At 62.0% G+C, this 20,024-nt stretch carries 12 protein-coding genes; 10 read left to right on the forward strand and 2 right to left on the reverse strand.

Annotated features, from left to right (window positions below; translation table 11 throughout):
• Nucleotides 1–280: 280 nt before the first annotated feature.
• The 3 genes from ACESUZ_RS09275 (at nucleotide 281) to glmM (ending at nucleotide 5,180) form a co-directional block, all read left to right on the forward strand.
• The gene (locus ACESUZ_RS09275; RefSeq protein ID WP_196031665.1) at nucleotides 281–1,303 is read left to right on the forward strand and encodes a DMT family transporter; all 1,023 of its coding nucleotides are present in this window, start codon (nucleotides 281–283) and stop codon (nucleotides 1,301–1,303) included.
• A gap of 149 nt (nucleotides 1,304–1,452) precedes the next feature.
• Nucleotides 1,453–3,765, forward strand: coding sequence for a DUF4012 domain-containing protein (locus ACESUZ_RS09280; protein ID WP_373199741.1), 2,313 nt, complete (start codon nucleotides 1,453–1,455; stop codon nucleotides 3,763–3,765).
• An 83-nt stretch (nucleotides 3,766–3,848) separates the two neighbouring features.
• A complete protein-coding gene (gene glmM / locus ACESUZ_RS09285; RefSeq protein ID WP_373199742.1) occupies nucleotides 3,849–5,180 on the forward strand; it encodes a phosphoglucosamine mutase in 1,332 nt (443 codons plus the stop codon).
• Between the two features lie 98 nt (nucleotides 5,181–5,278).
• Here the strand turns inward: glmM and ACESUZ_RS09290 are convergent, their stop codons facing one another.
• Complete coding sequence (locus ACESUZ_RS09290) at nucleotides 5,279–6,853, reverse strand: carboxypeptidase M32 (protein ID WP_373199743.1); 1,575 nt, start codon at nucleotides 6,851–6,853, stop codon at nucleotides 5,279–5,281.
• Nucleotides 6,854–7,360: 507 nt separating this feature from the next.
• Between ACESUZ_RS09290 and pheS the strand changes: the two genes are divergently transcribed.
• The 6 genes from pheS (at nucleotide 7,361) to ACESUZ_RS09320 (ending at nucleotide 14,967) form a co-directional block, all read left to right on the forward strand.
• Nucleotides 7,361–8,437: a phenylalanine--tRNA ligase subunit alpha gene (gene pheS / locus ACESUZ_RS09295; protein ID WP_373199745.1), complete on the forward strand. Its 1,077-nt coding sequence runs from the start codon at nucleotides 7,361–7,363 to the stop codon at nucleotides 8,435–8,437.
• Between the two features lie 184 nt (nucleotides 8,438–8,621).
• Nucleotides 8,622–11,075 (forward strand): phenylalanine--tRNA ligase subunit beta, encoded by a 2,454-nt coding sequence (pheT, locus tag ACESUZ_RS09300; RefSeq protein ID WP_373199747.1) that lies wholly within the window; start codon nucleotides 8,622–8,624, stop codon nucleotides 11,073–11,075.
• Between the two features lie 246 nt (nucleotides 11,076–11,321).
• Nucleotides 11,322–12,407: a cobalt transporter CbiM gene (cbiM, locus tag ACESUZ_RS09305; RefSeq protein ID WP_373199749.1), complete on the forward strand. Its 1,086-nt coding sequence runs from the start codon at nucleotides 11,322–11,324 to the stop codon at nucleotides 12,405–12,407.
• Nucleotides 12,385–13,221: an energy-coupling factor transporter transmembrane component T family protein gene (locus tag ACESUZ_RS09310; RefSeq protein WP_373199751.1), complete on the forward strand. Its 837-nt coding sequence runs from the start codon at nucleotides 12,385–12,387 to the stop codon at nucleotides 13,219–13,221. The genes cbiM and ACESUZ_RS09310 overlap by 23 nt, the downstream gene beginning before the upstream one ends.
• A 46-nt stretch (nucleotides 13,222–13,267) precedes the next feature.
• Nucleotides 13,268–14,038, forward strand: a complete 771-nt coding sequence (locus ACESUZ_RS09315) for an energy-coupling factor ABC transporter ATP-binding protein (protein ID WP_373199753.1) — start codon at nucleotides 13,268–13,270, stop codon at nucleotides 14,036–14,038.
• 80 nt (nucleotides 14,039–14,118) lie between these two features.
• The gene (locus tag ACESUZ_RS09320) at nucleotides 14,119–14,967 is read left to right on the forward strand and encodes a hypothetical protein (protein WP_252204859.1); all 849 of its coding nucleotides are present in this window, start codon (nucleotides 14,119–14,121) and stop codon (nucleotides 14,965–14,967) included.
• A gap of 204 nt (nucleotides 14,968–15,171) precedes the next feature.
• Here ACESUZ_RS09320 and pyk read toward each other — a convergent pair whose 3' ends face one another.
• Complete coding sequence (gene pyk / locus ACESUZ_RS09325) at nucleotides 15,172–16,632, reverse strand: pyruvate kinase (RefSeq protein ID WP_349089162.1); 1,461 nt, start codon at nucleotides 16,630–16,632, stop codon at nucleotides 15,172–15,174.
• A gap of 441 nt (nucleotides 16,633–17,073) precedes the next feature.
• Between pyk and ACESUZ_RS09330 the strand changes: the two genes are divergently transcribed.
• On the forward strand, nucleotides 17,074–19,755 hold the full coding sequence (locus ACESUZ_RS09330) for a cation-translocating P-type ATPase (RefSeq protein WP_373199755.1): 2,682 nt from the start codon (nucleotides 17,074–17,076) through the stop codon (nucleotides 19,753–19,755).
• Nucleotides 19,756–20,024: the final 269 nt, after the last annotated feature.

Below are 20,024 nucleotides of genomic sequence, written 5' to 3' on the forward strand. Positions count from 1 at the left end.
CTATTTCCGCGTTGCGCTAGCTGCGGAAACGCGGGGTCCGTTCAGGCTGTTGCGTTGAGATTGAAAATCAACCTTGTGGAATTCGGGGGCTTTGTCATATCCATCTCAAAAGAGCCTGCTGCCACGATTTGGCTGTCGCATAATGCAAGGCCATTGCGGTATCGAGCTATGGAAAGACGCCTGCGGAATTGTCCTACCGACAAGCGGACAAGCCTCCAGCTGGTGACTTCGCCGTGGTAAGGTAAGCCGAATTGTTTCCAGGCTGTTTCGGGGGAGTGGAATGAGCAAAGAGTGTGTCGAGCAGGTCGAAGGCGCAGGGGCTTCGGTGCCGATGACCGATATATCGAACATTGATGTGCCCGAGGGCACCGACGAGCTCAGCCGTAGCACCCGCCGCGCCTGGCGCGAGCGCCTTAACGATGCGTCGTCGCGCAAGATGATCACGGGCGTCTTGGCTACGCTGGTGGGCGGTTCGTTTTGGGGCTTCTCGGGCACCAGCGCGAGCTTTCTGTTCGATACCTACCACGTCGACACCTTGTGGCTTATGAGCGTGCGTCAGATTCTCGCCGGTCTACTCTTTATGGCCGTGGTTGTCACGCGCGACCGCGAGCGCCTGATTAAGCTCTGGACCACACCCGCCGATCGCAAGCAGCTGCTGCTCTTTACCGCCTTTGGCCTGCTGTTCAACCAGTTTTGCTATCTTTCGGCCGTGCGCCTGACGAACGCCGGAACCGCGACGGTGCTCCAGTGCCTGCAGCTCGTTATCATCATGGGCTACGCCTGCGTGACCGATCGCCGCATGCCGCGTACTCGCGAAGTCATCGGCATTGGCCTGGCTCTGGGTGGAACCTTTTTAATCGCCACCGGCGGCGACCCCACCAGCCTGAATATCTCGCCGCTTGGCCTGGCAGCAGGTCTTATGTGTGCGGTCAGCGCCGCGTGTATGGCGGTGATTCCCGCCAAGATCCTGCCCGAATACGGCAGCCCCATCGTCACGGGCTCGGCAATGCTCACGGCGGGCGTGGTCTCGTGCGTCTTCGTGCAGCCCTGGGCGCATATGCCGGCGCTCGACGCTGCCGGCATCGAGGCGCTCGCGGTGTTCGTGGTTATCGGCTCGTTTTTTGCTTACATGCTTTATATGCAGGGCGTTAAGGACATCGGCTCGGTGCGCGCGAGCCTCATCGGAACTGTGGAGCCGGTTTCGGCGACTATCACCAGCGCCGTTATGCTGGGCACGGTGTTTTTGCCGACCGACCTTATCGGCTTTGCCATGATCATCGTGATGATGTTCCTCACGGTGTAGCTGGCGCCGCCGCCAAGACAGAAAAGGTGTTGTGCCGCATTTTCGCCAATTGACGTCCGTGTCTGGAGTTTAGCTGTCGATGCCCAAAATGCCATAAACTAGTAACGTTATGGACTTTTTCATTGCGACTCAATTGCGAGGATTTCTTTATGGCTGGTAATCACTTTAAGGGCAGCGATAGCGGCCGTCCTGCAGTTCCGCCGCGTCCGAACGGGGCTGGTAAGGCCGGCACGCCGGGCGGCGCTGGACAGGGCGGTTCCGGTAAGCGCGTGTCCCCGGGCGAGACGGCGATGTTTACCGCTCTGTACGAGCAGTCTCAAAAGGCAAAAAAGACCGGCCGTGCAAGAGGGAATGTCTTTGCGGGCGGTGCAACCTCCGCGTCGCAGCCGATCGGGGCTCCTTCGGTACCCGCGAACAACGCGGGTGCTGCCAACGCCGCGAATGCCGCCGGCAACGTTAATGCCGACAAGGCCGCCAACAATACTCCCTCTGCCGGTGGCGCGGGGCTTACGGGTAACCTTGGCACGATTTACACCGGCGCCTCCGAGACTGGCACGTTCGCCCGCCTGGATGATAGCGGTGCCGAGTTTGCGGGCTCGGGTTCCAAGGAAGATTATTACGATTTTGGCTTGAACTACGGTAGCGACGCTTCGTCGAGTTCGACCTCTGACGGTCTGGTCCGTCATCGTCATCGCAAGGGCGAGCGCAAAAAGCGTCACACCGGCGCCATTATTGCCGCTGTAGTCGCGGTGCTTCTCGTTGCGCTTGGCGCAAGCGGCTTTATGCTGCTTAACTCGGCAAAGACCGTAAAGAGCGAAGCGAAGGAGGCTGTCGAGATCGTCGGTGGCCTTAAGGACAAGGTCACGTCGGGCGATTTTTCGACGCTGCCTGACGACGCGAAGAAGATCGATGAGCTCTGCAACAGCATGAAGGCGGAGACCTCGAGCCCGCTGTGGACGGCGGCTTCGTTTATCCCGGTGTATGGCAGCGACATCAACGCAGCCCGCACCATGATTGATGCCCTGTCCGATGTCTCGAGCAACGCGCTGGTTCCCATGGCCGATAACCTCTCGCAGGCCACGCCCGGCAAGCTGTTCCAGGACGGCATGATTAACGTGTCCGCGCTGCAGGCGGTCGCCGATTCGCTTTCCAGCAGCTCGAAGGTGTTCAAGAGCGCCAACGAGAAGGTCCAGGGCATTGGCGATACTCATATTTCCCAGGTGACCGAGCTGGTCGATAAGGCCAAGGACGGCTTTGCCACCCTCAACGGTGCGGTCGACGCGGCGGAGAAGGTCGCCCCCGTCCTTCCCCAGATGCTCGGCGCCAACGGCCAGACGCGCAACTACCTTGTGTACGCCATGAACAACGTCGAGATTCGTGCCTGCGGCGGCTTTGGCGGTTCGCAGGGCCTGATTTCGGTCACCGACGGCCAGATGTCGATTGGCGAGTTTGTTCCCTGCATTGCGCGCAGCAAAGACGAGGCGGTTGAGAGCGTCGACGAAGAAGATGAGACGCTGTTTGGTGACCACAGCAACCTATACATCTCGGGCAATACCTATTCGCCCGACTGGCCCCGTAATTCGCAGCGTGTCGCCGCGCTGTGGAAGTCTGAATATGGTCAGGACGTCGATGGCGTCATTGGTATCGATCCGGTATTCCTGCAGTATCTGTTGGGCCTCGTGGGTAATGTTTCACTGCCCGACGGTACAGTCGTTGACGGCACTAACGCGGCGAAGGTGCTTATGCATGATGTGTACTGGAACTATCCGGTCGAGGAGTCGGACGGCATCTTTGCATCCGTCGCCAGCGCTGCCTTCGACAAGATCCTTGGCGGTATCGGCGACGTCGATGTTGCGAACCTTGTCAGCGCCGTTGAGCGCGGTGCCGAAGAGGGCCGCCTGATCGCGTGGATGAAAAACGATGACGAGCAGAACGCTATCAAGGAGATGAACATCGACGCCTCACTGCCCGATCCGGATGACCCGAGTGAAGATCCCGTTGCTGGTGTCTACTTTAACAACCTAAGCTTCTCCAAGCTCGACTGGTATCTGAACGCCGATACGCAGATTGGTCAGGGCGTGAAGAACGGCGACGGCGCTTGCTCGTATCGCATCACCGTTACCCTGACGAACATCATGACGCAGGAGGAGGCAGGTAAGCTGCCCGACTACGTAGCGGCCAGTGCGCCTGGGACCTCGCGTGACGATGAGCGCTTGTATGTATCACTGTTTGCGCCGACAGGCGGCAGCATTACCGATCTAAACGTCGAGGGGACTCAGTTTGGACTGTTCGCTGCCACTTGGCACGGAGTTCCCTGCTATTCAGGAACCGTTGACCTGCATGCTGGCGAGACGACGACGATCACGTATACGCTGACCACGTCGGCCGAGGCGGGGGACAAGCCGCTTACGCTGCGTCAGACTCCTACATGCCAGGCGGCTCGCGACAGCGCGTCGGCGTAGGGTTTTTCTGGTAGCGCAGATAATCGAGTACCATTTTGGGGCGGACAGGCAATCTGTCCGCCCCTATTTTGTAAGGAGAGCGCATGAAGTACTTTGGCACCGACGGCTTTCGCGGTGAGGCCAACGTTGGGCTGACGGTAGAGCACGCTTATAAGATTGGCCGTTTTGTGGGCTGGTATTACGGCGCCAACCGCAGTGCTAAGGCGCGCGTCATCGTGGGCAAGGACACACGTCGCTCGAGCTATATGTTCGAGGCGGCGCTGGTGAGCGGCCTGGTCGCGAGCGGTGCGGACGCCTATATACTGCACGTGATCCCGACGCCGGGCGTGGCGCATCAGACCGTGGAGGGCTGCTTCGATTGCGGCATCATGATCAGTGCGAGCCACAACCCGTTTTGCGATAACGGCATTAAGCTCGTCAATAGCGACGGTTTTAAGATGGACGAGGACGTACTGGAGCTCATCGAGGACTACATCGATGGCAAGAGCGAAGTTCCGCTGGCCATGGGCAACCACATCGGTGCCACGGTGGACTACATGCAGGGCCGCAACCGCTACATTGCTTCGCTCATTGCAAGTGCGAACTTTTCGCTGCAGGGCGTCAAGATCGGTATCGACTGCGCCAACGGCTCGGCTTCCTCGGTGGCCAAGCCGGTGTTTGACGCGCTCGGTGCCGACGTGCGCGTGATCAATGCCGCGCCCGATGGCTTTAACATCAACGTCGACTGCGGCTCCACGCATATGGAGCGCCTGCAGCGCCATGTGGTGGAGCAAGGCCTGGACGTGGGCTTTGCCTATGACGGCGATGCCGATCGCTGCTTGGCCGTGGACGAGCGCGGTCGCGTGGTAGACGGCGACCAGATCCTGTACGTGTGCGGCGTGTATCTGAACAAGCACGGGCGACTCTCGGGCGGTACCGTGGTGCCGACGATTGCCAGCAACTTTGGCTTGGTCAAGTCGCTGGAGCTTGCCGGTCTGAGCGTCGTGACCAGCGGCGTGGGCGACCGTCACGTGTATGCCAAGATGCGCGAGGGCGGCTACAGCCTGGGCGGCGAGCAGACGGGCCATACGATCTTTGGCGATATCGAGCGCACGGGCGACGGCATTATGACCTCGCTGCGCGTGATGGAAGTGATTCGTGCCGAGCGCGAGACACTCTCACAGCTCACGGCTCCGTGCAAGCTGCTGCCGCAGGCGCAGGTGGCCGTGCGCGTGGCGGACAAGGACGCCGCGCTCGAGAACATGGGCGTGCAGAACGCCATCGCCGAGGCCGAGGCTGCGCTGGCAGGCGAGGGCCGCGTGCTCGTACGCAAGAGCGGAACCGAGTCGGTTATCCGCGTGCTGGCCGAGGCGCCCGACCAAGCATCCGCCGATGCTGCCATGAAGCGCATCGCCGCCGCGCTGGAAGCTCTGTAAGGTAGTCATTGGGGACGTTCTTAAACGACTAGGTGAAAGGGGGGGCGCTGCGGATTGGTTCCGCGGCGCCCCCTTTGCGTTGGCGTGTCGGTTATGCCTTACAGCTCGTAGAGCGTGGTGAACTTGTCCTGCAGGTAGCTGCAGTAGTAGCGGGCATCGAACGCCATGCCGCAGGCGCCCTTGATGAGCTCCGGCGCGTCCTTGGCGCGGCCCCACTGCCAAATGTGCTCGCCCAGCCAGGCGCGGACGGGTGTCAGGTCGCCGCTCGCACAGGCGCCGTTGAGGTCGACACCGTCGCTGCACATGGCCGGCACAAACATGGCATCGTAGGCACTGCCCAGCGCATACGTGGGGAAGTAGCCAAACGAGCCGCCGCTCCAGTGCGTATCCTGTAGGCAGCCGTGCGTGTCGTCGGGAACGGGAATGCCCAGGTACTCATCCATGAAGCGGTTCCAAAGCGCGGGGATGTCCTTGGCTGTGGCCTCGCCGGCAAACAGCATGCGCTCGATCTCGTAGCGCACCATAACGTGCAGCGGATAGGTGAGCTCGTCGGCCTCGGTGCGGATCAGCGACGGCTGCGCGATGTTCACGGCGCGGTAGAGCGTGTCCTCGTCTACGTTGCCGTAGACCTCGGGTGCGTGGCGGCGCAGCACCTCGAGCAGCGGTCCCATAAAGGCGCGGCTGCGACCCACGGTGTTCTCGAAGAAGCGGCTCTGGCTCTCGTGGATGCCCATGGAGGTGCCACCCTCAAGACAGGTGCGCGCATAGGCAGGATTGACGCCCAGCTCGTACATGGCGTGTCCCGCCTCGTGGATGATGCTGTAGACGTTGGAGATGCAATCGTCCTCGTAGATGTGTGTCGCGATGCGCGCGTCACCCACGGCAAAGCCCTCGCTAAACGGGTGCTCGGTAAAGGCAAGCGTGGTGTCGTCCAGGTTCAGGCCGACAAGCTTCATAAGGTCGAAGCTCATGGCGCGCTGGGCGGCCTCGGGCACGCGGGCGTGCAAAAAGTCGGCATCGGGCTGCTGGCTGCGCTCGCCGATGGCGTGCACGAGCGGCACGACCGTCGCCTTGACCTCATCGCAAAACGCATCGAAGCTCTTGGCGGAAAGGCCGCGCTCGTACTGGTCGAGCCAAACATCGTATGGGTCGCGCTTGGGGTCCATGAGCTCGGCCTGATGCTTAAGTTGGGCGACGATCCTATCCACATAGGGCTCAAAGCTCGCCCAGTCATTGGCCGTCTTGGCCTTGTGCCATACGGCATCGGCCTCGCAGGTGAGCCTGGTCCAGGCCTCGGCCTCCTCGGTGGGGATGACGCTTGCCTCGCGCTGGTCGCGACCGAGCACACGGATCTCGTCGAGCAGCTGCGGGTCGTCGATCTTGCCGCCGGCGACGGTTTCGCGTGCCAGCGAGCGCACAAGTTCGACAGACTTTTCGCTGGTCAGGAGCTTATGATGCTCGCCGGCAAGGGTGCCCATGGCGTCGGCGCGCGCTGCGGCGCCGTTGGCGGGGGCAATGGTCGCGCCGTCAAACTCGGCAATCTTGAGCAGGTACTCGCGGGTCCACAGCTTGCCCTCGAGCTTGCGGAATTTTTTGACGGCCTTATCGACCTTCATGCCTTTGGGCGTCTTGCCCGCTGCGGGCTCGGCCTTCTTATCGTGCTTCTTTCCCATACCATATCCTTGATCTCGCAGGTCGCCCGTCGCACGCGGCGGCGCGGCCAGTTTGCACAGCTACCTGCCTTGTACCCAGCACGAACAAAACGGAACGCGGCGATGCACACGCAGAATGTGCTATCCTATAGCCCAATGCGTTGACGGAGAGGGTTTTGCCCGCCGCGTCGCCGGCAAGAGAGGGAAGGTCATGGGCTGCAAGCCTTCCTGCGGTGACAAGGGCCAAGCGTTCACTCCCGAGCAGCGACCTCAACGGGCGCGCGGCCAGCGGCGGCGATGTTCCCAGTAGGGAAGCCGTGAGCCTCGCGACAAGGGGCAAAGAGTGGGCGCGGCGGGCCAGACATCCGTCGGGTCAAACAAGGTGGTACCGCGGAATTCAACCGTCCTTGGGCAATGCACATGCCCGAGGACGGTTTTTTTTGTTACCGAACCGGGCCGCGTTTTCGCAATGTCAGACGGCGGCAGCCGCCTCGGCAAGCGGGGAGCGCGAGAGACGAAAGGGAAGACATGAGTCTGATTGATGATCTGGTCAAACTCGAGGAAGAGGCCAAGGAGCTCGTCGCAGGCGCCGACGACGCCGCAAAGCTCGAGGCCGCGCGCGTTGAGCTGCTCGGCCGCAAGGGCCGCATCACCGGCCTGATGCGCATGATGGGCAAGCTCGCCCCCGAGGATCGTCCCATGATGGGCAAGCGCGCCAACGAGATGCGCCAGCTGATCGAGGGCATGCTCGACGAGCGCACCACCGAGATGAAGGCCACCGCCCTCAAGCACGCACTCGAGCACGAGGCCGTCGACATCACGCTGCCGGGCATCCGTCCGCAGATCGGTCACCAGCACCTGATCAAGCAGATCATCGAGGAGGCCGAGGACATCTTCTGCGGCATCGGCTACACCGTCGAGTCTGGCCCCATGGTCGACACCTCCTACTACAACTTCACCGCGCTCAACGCCCCCATGGATCACCCGAGCCGCTCGGCCCGCGATACCTTCTACGTGGTCGACAACAACCCCGGCAGCGTCGCGCACCCCGAGGCTCACGCCCACGGCGAGTCCGACGTGCTGCTGCGCACCCAGACCTCGGGCGTGCAGATCCACACCATGGAGTCGCAGAAGCCGCCCATCTACATGATCTGCCCGGGCACCGTCTACCGTCCCGACACGGCCGATGCCTGCCACCTGCCGCAGTTCAACCAGATCGAGGGCCTGGTCGTCGACGAGGGCATCACCTTTGGCGACCTCAAGGGCACGCTCGACTACTTTGTTAAGTGCATGTTTGGCGAGGACCGCAAGACGCGCTACCGCCCGCATTTCTTCCCCTTCACCGAGCCTTCCTGCGAGGTGGACGTGAGCTGCCACGTCTGCGGCGGCAAGGGCTGCAACTTCTGCAAGCACAGCGGCTGGATCGAGATCTTGGGCTGCGGCATGGTCGACCCCAACGTCCTGATCAACTGCGGCATTGACCCCGAGAAGTACACCGGCTTCGCCTTCGGTATTGGCGCCGAGCGCGTCGCGGCCCTGCGCTACGACCTGCCGGACCTGCGTACTCTCATGACAGGCGATATGCGTTTCCTGAATCAGTTCTAGGCTGCGGCTTGCCCAAGCACGGCACCTCGGCGCTCATTCGTCGCTTGCGTACCAAAGTACGTGGCGCTCCTCTTTCGGGCCGATCTGCCGCACTTGGACAACCCTCGCTTTGTAAGGAATGTTCACAAAGTTGAAGTTTCCACCTGCATCTCTTCGCAGGCTTTCAGTACGAAAGGAGAGCTAGATGCGTGTTTCTTACGACTGGCTCAAGACCATGATCGATATTCCGGAGGATCCCAAGACCCTTTCGGACGAATATATCCGTACCGGCACCGAGGTCGAGGCGATCGACACCGTGGGCGAGTCCTTCGACCACGTGGTGACTGCCAAGGTGCTTACCAAGACCCCGCACCCCGATAGCGACCATATGTATGTGTGCTCGGTCGACGTGGGCGACAAGAATCTCGACGCCGACGGCAACCCCGCCCCGCTGCAGATCGTCTGCGGCGCGCAGAACTTCGAGGCTGGCGACCACATCGTCACGGCAATGATCGGCGCTGTGCTTCCCGGCGACGTCAAGATCAAGAAGAGCAAGCTTCGCGGCGTCGTGTCCATGGGCATGAACTGCTCTGCGCGCGAGCTCGGCCTGGGCGGCGACCACTCCGGCATCATGATCCTGCCCGAGGATACGCCCTGCGGCATGCCGTTTGCCGAGTACGTGGGCTCGAGCGACACCGTGCTTGACTGCGAGATCACGCCCAACCGCCCCGACTGCCTGTCCATGATCGGCATGGCCCGCGAGACCGGCGCCATTTTCGACCGCGATTTCCACGTTGAGCTGCCCGCCATCAAGGCCGAGACTGGCCGCGCGACCGACGACGAGCTTTCGGTCGAGATTGCCGACGAGGGCCTGTGCGACCGCTATGTCGCCCGCATCGTGCGCAACGTGAAGGTCGGCCCCTCGCCCGACTGGATGGTCAAGCGCCTCAACGCCCTGGGCGTGCGCCCGCACAACAACATCGTCGACATCACCAACTATGTGATGATGCTCACCGGTCAGCCGCTGCACGCCTTTGACCTGGACACCTTTGCCGAGCGCGATGGCCATCGTCGCGTGGTGGTTCGCGCCGCCCAACAGGACGAGAAGTTTACGACCCTCGACGGCGAGGAGCGCACGCTCGACGCCGACATGGGCCTCATCACCGACGGCGAGCGTCCCGTGGCGCTGGCCGGCGTTATGGGCGGCATGGATTCCGAGATCGAGGACGACACCGTCGACGTGATGGTCGAGAGCGCCTGCTTCAACGCCGGTCGCACCTCGCACACCAGCCGCGACCTGTCGCTGATCTCCGATGCCTCCATTCGCTTTGAGCGTCAGGTCGATGAGACCGGTTGCGTGGATGTCGCCAACGTTACCTGCGCGCTGATCGAGGAGATCGCCGGCGGCGAGGTCGCTCCCGGCTACGTTGATGTGTTCCCCGCGCCTAAGACCATCGATAGCATCAAGCTACGCTTGGCCCGCGTGCACGCCATCTGCGGCGCCGACATCGAGCCCGACTTTATCGAGCGCTCGCTCACCCGCCTGGGCTGCACCGTCGAGCGCGACGGCGAGGACTTTATGGTCACTCCGCCGAGCTTCCGCCCCGACCTGCCGCGCGAGATTGACCTGATCGAGGAGGTCCTGCGCCTGTGGGGCATGGGCCGTGTGACGGCGACCATCCCAGCTGCCAAGAACCACATCGGCGGCTTGACCCGCGAGCAGAAGCTCACCCGCAAGGTCGGCGAGATCCTGCGCGCCTGCGGCCTCAACGAGACCACGACCTTTGGCTTTGCCGCTCCGGGCGACTTGGAGAAGATTGGCATGTCCACCGAGGGCCGCGGCTGCCCCGTGGTGCTCATGAACCCGCTGGTGGCCGAGCAGACCGAGATGCGCCGCTCGCTGCTGCCGGGCCTGCTGCAGTCCGTGGCCTACAACGAGGCCCATGGCACGCCCAACGTGCACCTGTACGAGGTCGGCAGCCTGTTCCACGGCCGCGAGAACGCCAGCCTGCCCAAGGAGACCAAGTCCGTGGCGGGCGTGCTCTCGGGCCAGTGGAGTGAGCGGTCTTGGAACATGAAGTACCGCAAGCTGCGCTTCTTCTTTGGCAAGGGCATTGTCGAGGAGCTGCTTGCCCAGCTGCGCATCGAGAAGGTTCGCTTCCGTCCCGTCGAGGGCGAGGGCTATGCCTTCCTGCAGCCGGGTCGTGCGGCCGAGGTTCTGTCCGGCGGCACCGTGCTGGGCTGGGTCGGCGAGATTCACCCCGAGGCGCGCGAAGCCATGGGCATCGACGAGGTCGTCGTTGCCTTTGAGCTCGACCTGGACAAACTGATCAAGGGCGCCCGCAACCAGGAGAACTACCGCGAGTTCTCGCAGTATCCGGCTGTTGAGCACGACCTGGCTATCGTGGTCGATAACTCCGTGACCTGCGAGGATCTTGAGCGCCGCATTACCAGCGCTGGCGGCAAGCTGCTCGAGGGCGTGCGCCTGTTCGACGTCTACCGCGATCCCATCCGCATCGGAGCGGGCAAGAAGTCCATGGCCTTTGCGCTTACGTATCGCTCCGATGACCACACGCTCACCAGCGAAGAGGTCGAGAAGGCGCACCAGAAGATCGTCACCAAGGTGTGCAAGGGCGTAAACGGCGAGGTCCGCGGCTAGGTCTTGCGCTGGGGTATAGGTCAGCGGTGGCTGCTGGCGAGTCCTACGTGACCGCTATGCTCGGTATAAGGCGCTGCTGAGCCTGCATATATGACACGCGCATTACATAACGGCGTGCTGCTTTGTCGGCAGCGCGCCGTTTTGCTATGATAGCCCGCGGCGTGTTACGAATCTGACATTACGTAATACTGACAAGGTGATTTAGGCGACGTTGCAATTTCGTGCGCCGATAACCGGGAGGCGTATATGCACATTCCAGACAACTACCTGTCCCCGCAGACCGATGCCGTCATGGCGGTGGCGATGGTGCCCGTATGGGTTCACTGCATCAAAAAGGTGCGCGCCACGCTCGATCGCGAGCATATGGCGTTCCTGGGCATCTGCGCCGCATTCTCCTTCTTGCTCATGATGTTCAACGTGCCGCTGCCCGGCGGTACCACTGGTCACGCCGTTGGTGGCGCGCTCATCGCGCTGCTGCTGGGCCCCGAGGCTGCTGCCATTGCGGTTTCGGTTGCGCTGGCGCTGCAGGCGCTGCTGTTTGGCGACGGCGGCATCCTGTCCTTTGGAGCCAACTGCTTTAACATGGCCTTTGTGCTGCCGTTTGCCGCTGCTATCGTGTTCCGTGCGCTCAACAGCCGTTTGCACGACAAAAGCTGGGGCACCTCGGTTTCGGCCATCGTAAGCGGCTGGGTTGGCCTGTGCCTGGCGGCCCTGTGCGCGGCAATCGAGTTCGGTATTCAGCCGATGCTCTTCACCAACGCTTCGGGCGCCCCGCTGTACTGCCCCTTCCCGCTGTCCGTGGCTATTCCGGCCATGTTGGTCCCGCATATGCTGGTTGCCGGTGTGGTCGAGGGCGTGGCGACGGCCGCCATCTACGGTTTCATTAAGAAGACGGCGCCGAGCATTATCGTCGGCCCCGAGGCCGCCGATGGTCAGCTTGCCGCCGAGGGCGCTGCTGCCAAGAAGACCTCGCTGGTCCCCACGCTCATCCTGGTTGCCATGCTTGTCGTAGCCACGCCGCTGGGCCTGCTGGCCACGGGTGACGCCTGGGGTGAGTGGGATGCCGAGGGCGCTGCGGTTGCCGTCCAGGAAGCCGGCGACGATAGCCTGCAGGCTTCGGCCGGCCTCGACACTCCGACCTTTGCCGACGCTCTGCCCACGGGCGATTATCTGCAGGCCTATTCCGAGGAGCAGGGTCTTGGCTTTGCCGGCCAGGCCGCGATGTATATTCTTTCGGGCGTGATTGGTGTGGCGGTGCTCACCATCGCATTCCGTCTGATCTCGCTGACAGTTAAGGAAAGCGGGGCTCATGGCGACGGTCGAGCTGCCTAGCTGGCTTGCGGACGCGCAGCGTTACGAGCCCGCGGGGGCTCGGCATCGTGTGATGCAAAAGAATGTCCTGCACCTGGCGAGCCTGCTTGAGCGGGTTCGCCTGGGTGGAGGCGCGCACGAGGGCGGGTCGATGGTCGACCGCGCCCTTTCTTGCGTTTCGGCTCCGATGCGCCTGGTGGGGATGTTCGTTTGCGTCCTGTGCGTGTGTCTGACGCAGAGCCCTCTGTACCTCATGTTGATGGCGGCTATCGCGCTGGTGCTCGTTGCCGTGCGCCCCGTACGCGGGCTGCGGGCAACCTTTGTGCCGGCGCTTGGCGCTGCAGGGCTCGCGGTGGTTCTGGTACTGCCCGCCTTGCTGCTGGACGCTTCTGCTGCGGGCGCCATGCTCAAGATTGCGCTCAAGACCTTCATTAATGTGTCGCTGGTGCTGGGTGTTTCGTGGACCCTTACCTGGAGCCGCATGTCGGCGGCGCTCAAAATGCTGCACCTGCCCGACGAAGTTATCTTTACGTTTGATATGGCGCTCAAGCACATCGAGGTGCTGGGTCGCACGGCGCACGATCTGTGCGAATCGGTCATGCTGCGCAGCGTTGGCCGTGCGCCTGAGGGATTTTCGCGTACCGATTCGATCGCGGGTATCATGGGCATGACCTTTATCAAGGCGATGGAATGCAGCCGCGCGATGGACGAGGCCATGCTGTGCCGCGGCTTTGCCGGTGTGTATCCGGCTCCCGCACGCGCCGGGTTTGGCTGGCGCGATGCGGTCTATGCGGCCGGCGTGGCGCTGCTGGCAGTGTTGTGCGCCGTGCTGTAGGCACTGCTGGTTCCGGCTGGGGATGCAACTAGGGAAGGGCGACGTTTTGGCAAACGATACAAATGGCGCGATGGGCGCGAGCGGTGCTGCTGGCGCCGAGACCACGCCGCTCATCGAGTTTCGCGACGTGGTGTTTTCCTATGCGGGGCATACGGTTGTCGATGGCGTGTCGCTGCAGGTCGATCGTGGCGAACTCGTTGCCCTGCTCGGTCCCAACGGCTGCGGTAAGACGACGATTATGCGCCTTATTAACGGCCTTGAGCTTGCGGACGCAGGGGAATACCTGTTTGACGGGCATGTGATTGATGCGGCGTTTCTAAAGGATTCCGCGGCCGCTCAGCGTTTTCATCAGCGCGTTGGCTTTGTGTTCCAGAATGCCGACGCGCAGCTCTTTTGCGCCACGGTGGGCGAGGAGGTCGCTTTTGGTCCCGCGCAGATGGGGCTGCCGACGGGCGAGCTCGAGCGCCGCGTCCGCGATGCCATGGGGCTGTTCCAGGTTGCCGACCTTGCCGACGCCTCTCCCTATCAGCTCTCGGGTGGGCAAAAGAAGCGTGTTGCGCTGGCTGCGGTGGTGTCGATGAACCCGGATATCTTGGTCCTCGACGAGCCTACCAATGGGCTCGACGAGGATTCATGCGACATCGTGGTCAATTTCTTGCTGGCTTATGTCGCGGCGGGTAAGACGGTCTTGATGAGCACGCATCACCAGGATTTGGTGCGACGCCTGGGTGCCCGTGCAATCTATATCGATCGATATCACCATGTGGTCGAGGCGTCTTCGTCGTCGTATGGAACCGAAAGCGGTGCTACGGACTAGTTGCTGCGTAGAGCGTGCGTAGCCGTCCGCGCGGCTTTGCCGTGATGGTATAGTTATCCAGGTTTTTTATGGGGGTGGCTATGCCAAGCTGGAACATTCATATCGCTCAGACGGAGCGTTTGCTGGAGCGCACCGGAGCGCTTGCCAATAGCGTGCGCGACCGCAATGCCTTTTTGTTTGGCTGCGTGGTTCCGGATATCTTCGTGGGCTATATGGTCCCTGGCATCGCCGATCCCATCCCGTACCGCATTACGCACTTTGCAAAGCCCGAGCCTATCCCTAAGCCTCGTGAGCATGAGTTCTGGGATACCTATGTGGCACCGTTGCTTAAAAGTTCGCCCACCGGTGCGCCAGCCGCGGCGACCTCGATTGTCGAGGAGCGCGAGCGACTCAATCGGGTGCATTATCCCCAACGCTACAAGGATGCCGAGCCGGTTGCCGGTCCCGGTGCTAGCGAGCTTTCGCTCGCGCCCGATGACGTGGCGCAGTCGCTGCTCGATCTGACGCTGGGCGTTTGGTCTCACCTCGTGGCCGATACCGTGTGGAATACGCGCGTGAATCAGTACCTGGAGGCGCACGGCGGCAAACCGTGCGAGGAATTCCGCATTAAAAAGCAAGGCGACTTTGACTGGTTTGGCAAGACGCTCGGCATCGTTTCGATTCCGCGCGCGACCGATCGCCTGTATACCGCTGCGACGCGTTTTGGGCAGTATCCCATCCATAAAGAGTATGTGCTCAAGACCATCGGCGTTATGCACGAGATCGTGCGCGAAAACCCCGGCGAGCCCGACCATCCGCCATACCGCCTGCTGACCGAGGAATTCTTCGACGCAACGTTTACCGAGGTCATCGAGCTGACCGAAGCGGGCTTTGCGGCTCGCGTTGCCGCTTCTGACGTTCCCGCAGTCCCTCTGATCGCTAGCTGCTAGCCGGCCGGCTTGACGGTGAACAGTTCACCCCAATTGACCAACGGCTCCCCTCGCAGGGCGTCTTCGGTGGTGCGCTCGGTATCGGAGAGGCTTGCGACTGAACGCAAATCGATGAAGTGACATATGGAGAAGGTTTTAAAAAAGGGGCCCGGAAGGCAATGCCTTCCGGGCCCCTTGCAATGCAAATTTGCTTGCAAGTACGATTTAGCGCACCTGAGCGACGTAAGCGACGTTGGTCGAGGAGACCTTGTCCTCGAGCTGGACGCTCATGCGGGGATCGCCGGCGGTAGCGACGGTCAGGTCTCCGGCCTCGACGTAGCCGAGCTCCTTAGCAGTCTCGATCGCCTTGACGATCGTGCCGTTGACGGTGCCCTGGGTAATCTCGGCCTGGTGCGGGATAACGCCCCAGTACATGATCATCTGCTGGACGGCCCACTCGTGGCGGGAGAACGCGCAGATCGGCATGTTGGGACGGAAGTGCGAGATCAGGCGAGCGGTGCGGCCGGTGGTCGTCGGCACGGTGATGCACTTGGCGCCAACGGTGGTAGCCATGTTCACAGCGGACATACCCACAACGTTGTTGACAACACGGGTGCCGTGGGCATCGGCCGGAACCTCGAGCGGAGCGTGAGCCGGGAGGTACTTTTCGGTCTCGAGAGCAATGCTGGCCTGCATCTTAACGGCCTCGACCGGGTACTTACCGGCAGCGGACTCGCCAGAGAGCATAACGGCGTCGGTGCCGTCGTAGATGGCGTTAGCAACGTCGGCAACCTCGGCGCGCGTCGGGCGCGGGTTCTGCTGCATGGAGTCGAGCATCTGCGTAGCGGTGATAACGGGCTTGTAAGCCGCGTTGCACTTGGCGATGATCTCCTTCTGGATGTGGGGAACGAGCTCGGGCTTGATCTCGATGCCCAGGTCGCCACGGGCAACCATGATGCCGTCGGAAGCCTCGAGGATCTCGTCGAAGTTCTCGACGCCCAGGGCGCACTCGATCTTCGGGAAGATCGTCACGTGCTCGCCACCGTTCTCGCGGCAAAGCTCGCGGATGCCGCGGACGGACTCGCCGTCACGGATGAAGGAAGCGGCGATGTAGTCGATGTTCTCGGTCAGGCCAAAGAGGATGTCCTGACGATCGCGCTCGGTGATAGCGGGCAGCGAGATGTTGACGTTGGGCATGTTGACGCCCTTGCGCTCGCCGATCAGGCCGTCGTTCTTGACGACGCAGGTCATGTCCTGGCCGTCGACGGACTCGACCTCGAGGGCAACCAGGCCGTCATCGATCAGGATGAGGGAGCCCTTCTCGACCTCGGAGGGCAGAGCCAGGTAGTCGAGGGAGATGTGCTCAGCGGTGCCGTGGAAATCCTCGGTCGTGGGCTGAGCGGTGACGACGATCTTGTCGCCGGTCTTGACGGCAACCTTCTTGCCATCGACCAGAAGGCCGGTGCGGACCTCGGGGCCCTTGGTGTCGAGCAGGATGCCGACGGGCATACCGAGCTCCTTGGAAATACGACGGACGCGCTCGATGCGACCGTGGTGCTCGTCGTAGGAGCCGTGCGAGAAGTTAAAACGGGCGACGTTCATGCCCGCCTTGATCATCTCGCGGATGGTCTCGTCGCTATCGCAGGCGGGACCCATGGTGCATACAATCTTAGTGCGCTTGTACATTCAGACCTCCATCTGACATCGTCTTGCGCTGATAGATAAACCATAAGAAATAAAACTGAGATGATTATAACGAAATGCCGACCGAATACCCCAAAAAATCGACCGTATGCCGAATTAGAAGTTCATTTTTTGCGGAAAAACGGTATATGCAAAAACTTTACCAACCGCTCTAACCGCTGCTATCTGGGCGATATTTCAGTTTGATGGTGCACCGAAGAAAAAACGTTTTATCAATGTTGAGCATCATACGGTCTGCATCGTTGCGAATGGACCATATTTCCAAATGGATTGTTTTGGCTAGACGCGTCGCTTTGGGGTACCATAGCCCCACTATCAACTGCCGCTCAGCACGGCAGCCTTGATGAGCCCTTGCCCTTCTCCTGGGAATTATGATCGGGCATCAATCTGCTGAGTGGCCCGAATCCCAGGAGGGGACTCTATATGCAAAAGGAATACCTGTCCGCCGCGGCGGAGGTGCTCAGCGACCAAGGTGTCGATGAGAACCTCGGCCTGAGCACCGGCGAGGCGTCGTCGCGCCTCGCCAAGACAGGCCCTAACAAGCTCGAGGAAGCCGAGAAGACGCCGCTGTGGAAGCGTTTCTTTGAGCAGATGGCCGACCCCATGGTCATCATGTTGATCGTTGCCGCCGTCATCAGTGCGCTCACGGGCATGGTCAAGGGCGAGCCCGACTTTGCCGATGTCGTCATTATCATGTTCGTCGTTATCGTCAACTCGGTGCTGGGCGTGGTCCAGGAAGCCAAGAGCGAAGAAGCCCTCGAGGCCCTGCAGGAGATGAGCGCGGCGCAGTCCAAGGTACTGCGCGACGGCAAGCTCGTGCACCTGCCGAGCGCCGAGCTCGTGCCCGGTGACGTGATCATGCTCGAGGCGGGCGACTCCGTTCCGGCCGACTGCCGCGTCCTCGAGAGCGCCACGATGAAGATCGAAGAGGCCGCCCTTACCGGCGAGTCCGTGCCCGTCGAGAAGCATACCAACGTGATCGAGCTCGCCGCGGGCACCGATGACGTGCCGCTCGGCGACCGCAAGAACATGTGCTATATGGGTTCCACCGTTGTGTACGGCCGTGGTCGCGCCGTCGTGGTCGGCACCGGCATGAACACCGAGATGGGCAAGATTGCCGGCGCCCTGGCCGAGGCCAAGGAAGAGCTCACGCCGCTGCAGGTGAAGCTCGCCGAGCTCAGCCGCATCCTTACCATTATGGTTATCGTCATCTGCGTCGTCATCTTTGGCGTCGACATCATCCGTCACGGCGTGGGCAACGTCCTCACCGACCCGACTGCCCTGCTCGACACCTTTATGGTCGCCGTCTCGCTTGCCGTCGCCGCCATCCCCGAGGGCCTGGTCGCCGTCGTGACCATCGTGCTTTCGCTCGGCGTGACCAAGATGGCCAAGCGCCAGGCGATCATCCGCAAGCTTTCTGCCGTCGAGACCCTTGGCTGCACGCAGACCATCTGCTCCGACAAGACCGGCACCCTTACCCAGAACAAGATGACCGTCGTCAAGCACGAGCTCGCTGCGCCCAAGGAGAAGTTCCTGGCCGGTATGGCACTGTGCTCCGATGCCCAGTGGGACGAGGAGCTGGGCGAGGCCGTGGGCGAGCCGACTGAGTGCGCGCTCGTCAACGATGCCGGCAAGGCTGGTCTCACTGGCCTGACTGCCGAGCACCCGCGCGTGGGCGAGGCCCCGTTCGACTCGGGCCGCAAGATGATGTCCGTGGTCGTCGAGACCCTGGACGGCGAGTACGAGCAGTACACCAAGGGCGCGCCCGACGTGGTAATCGGCCTGTGCACCCACATCTACGAGGGCGATAGGGTCGTCCCCCTGACTGAGGAGCGCCGTGCCGAGCTCGTGGCCGCCAACAAGGCCATGGCCGACGAGGCCCTGCGCGTGCTGGCGCTGGCAAGCCGCACCTACACCGAGGTTCCGGCAGACTGCAGCCCCGCTGCGCTCGAGCACGACCTGGTCTTCTGCGGCCTGTCCGGCATGATTGACCCTGTCCGCCCCGAGGTCGCCGACGCCATCCGCGAGGCCCATGATGCCGGTATTCGCACCGTCATGATCACGGGCGACCATATCGACACCGCCGTGGCCATTGCCAAGCAGCTGGGAATCGTCACCGATCGCAGCCATGCCATCACCGGTGCCGATCTCGATCGCATGAGCGACGAGGAGCTCGACGCGCACATCGAGGACTACGGCGTGTACGCTCGCGTCCAGCCCGAGCACAAGACCCGCATCGTCGAGGCCTGGAAGTCGCGCGACCAGATCGTGGCCATGACGGGCGACGGCGTCAACGATGCCCCGTCCATCAAGCGCGCCGACATCGGCGTTGGCATGGGCATCACCGGTACCGACGTCACCAAGAACGTCGCCGACATGGTGCTTGCCGACGACAACTTCGCCACCATCATCGGCGCCTGCGAAGAGGGTCGCCGCATCTACGACAACATCCGTAAGGTCATCCAGTTCCTGCTTTCGGCTAACCTTGCCGAGGTGTTCTCGGTGTTTATCGCCACGCTCATCGGCTTCACCATCTTCCAGCCGGTGCAGCTGCTGTGGGTGAACCTGGTCACCGACTGCTTCCCCGCGCTCGCGCTGGGCATGGAGGATGCCGAGGGCGACATCATGAAGCGCAAGCCGCGCAACGCCAAGGATGGTGTCTTTGCCGGCAATATGGGCCTGGACTGCGTGGTCCAGGGCTTGATCATCACTGTGCTGGTGCTGGCGAGCTTCTTTGTGGGCGTGTACTTTGACATGGGCTACATCCACATCGCCGATATGATCGCCGGCAATGCCGACGAGGAAGGCGTGATGATGGCCTTCATCACGCTCAACATGGTCGAGATTTTCCACTGCTTCAATATGCGCAGCCGTCGTGCGTCGCTGTTTAGCATGAAGAAGCAGAACAAGTGGCTGTGGGCCTCTGCCGCGCTGGCGCTGGTGCTGACGGTGATCGTAACCGTGCAGCCGACGCTTGCCGAGATGTTCTTTGGCCCCGTGACGCTTGAGCTCAAGGGCGTTATCGCCGCGCTGGGCCTTGCCTTCCTGATCATCCCGCTGATGGAGATCTACAAGGCGATCATGCGCGCAGTGGAGAAGGAGTAGGTCGAAAGGTCAACCTTCCCACCGGTCCGACCGCCTGCGGGGTTTCTTCTTCGCTGGTCCTCGCGCTTCGCGCTGCGGGATCGCTCAGAAGAAACCCCTCCCGGCGGGCGGGCCTTCGGATAGCCTCTCGGGACCGTAAGCTGAAGGAAAGTGTGTGAGCTGGTCGGGCTTTGCCCGGCCAGCTCTTTTTGATTACGGGCTTTAGCCTGTGCGGGGCGCGCAGCGCGCCGCATCAGAAACCACCCGCTATGCGGGTGGGGCCAAACGGC

The sequence above is a fragment of the Collinsella aerofaciens ATCC 25986 genome, from assembly GCF_964239575.1.
Taxonomy (GTDB): domain Bacteria; phylum Actinomycetota; class Coriobacteriia; order Coriobacteriales; family Coriobacteriaceae; genus Collinsella; species Collinsella aerofaciens_BQ.

Coding starts and splice junctions, on each gene's coding strand:
- ACESUZ_RS09310 (WP_373199751.1), top strand. CDS start 12,385: ATGGCGACGGTCGAGCTGCCTAGCTGGCTTGCGGACGCGCAGCGTTAC.
- pheS (WP_373199745.1), top strand. CDS start 7,361: ATGAGTCTGATTGATGATCTGGTCAAACTCGAGGAAGAGGCCAAGGAG.
- pheT (WP_373199747.1), top strand. CDS start 8,622: ATGCGTGTTTCTTACGACTGGCTCAAGACCATGATCGATATTCCGGAG.
- ACESUZ_RS09280 (WP_373199741.1), top strand. CDS start 1,453: ATGGCTGGTAATCACTTTAAGGGCAGCGATAGCGGCCGTCCTGCAGTT.
- ACESUZ_RS09320 (WP_252204859.1), top strand. CDS start 14,119: ATGCCAAGCTGGAACATTCATATCGCTCAGACGGAGCGTTTGCTGGAG.
- glmM (WP_373199742.1), top strand. CDS start 3,849: ATGAAGTACTTTGGCACCGACGGCTTTCGCGGTGAGGCCAACGTTGGG.
- ACESUZ_RS09275 (WP_196031665.1), top strand. CDS start 281: ATGAGCAAAGAGTGTGTCGAGCAGGTCGAAGGCGCAGGGGCTTCGGTG.
- ACESUZ_RS09290 (WP_373199743.1), bottom strand. CDS start 6,853: ATGGGAAAGAAGCACGATAAGAAGGCCGAGCCCGCAGCGGGCAAGACG.
- cbiM (WP_373199749.1), top strand. CDS start 11,322: ATGCACATTCCAGACAACTACCTGTCCCCGCAGACCGATGCCGTCATG.
- pyk (WP_349089162.1), bottom strand. CDS start 16,632: ATGTACAAGCGCACTAAGATTGTATGCACCATGGGTCCCGCCTGCGAT.
- ACESUZ_RS09330 (WP_373199755.1), top strand. CDS start 17,074: ATGCAAAAGGAATACCTGTCCGCCGCGGCGGAGGTGCTCAGCGACCAA.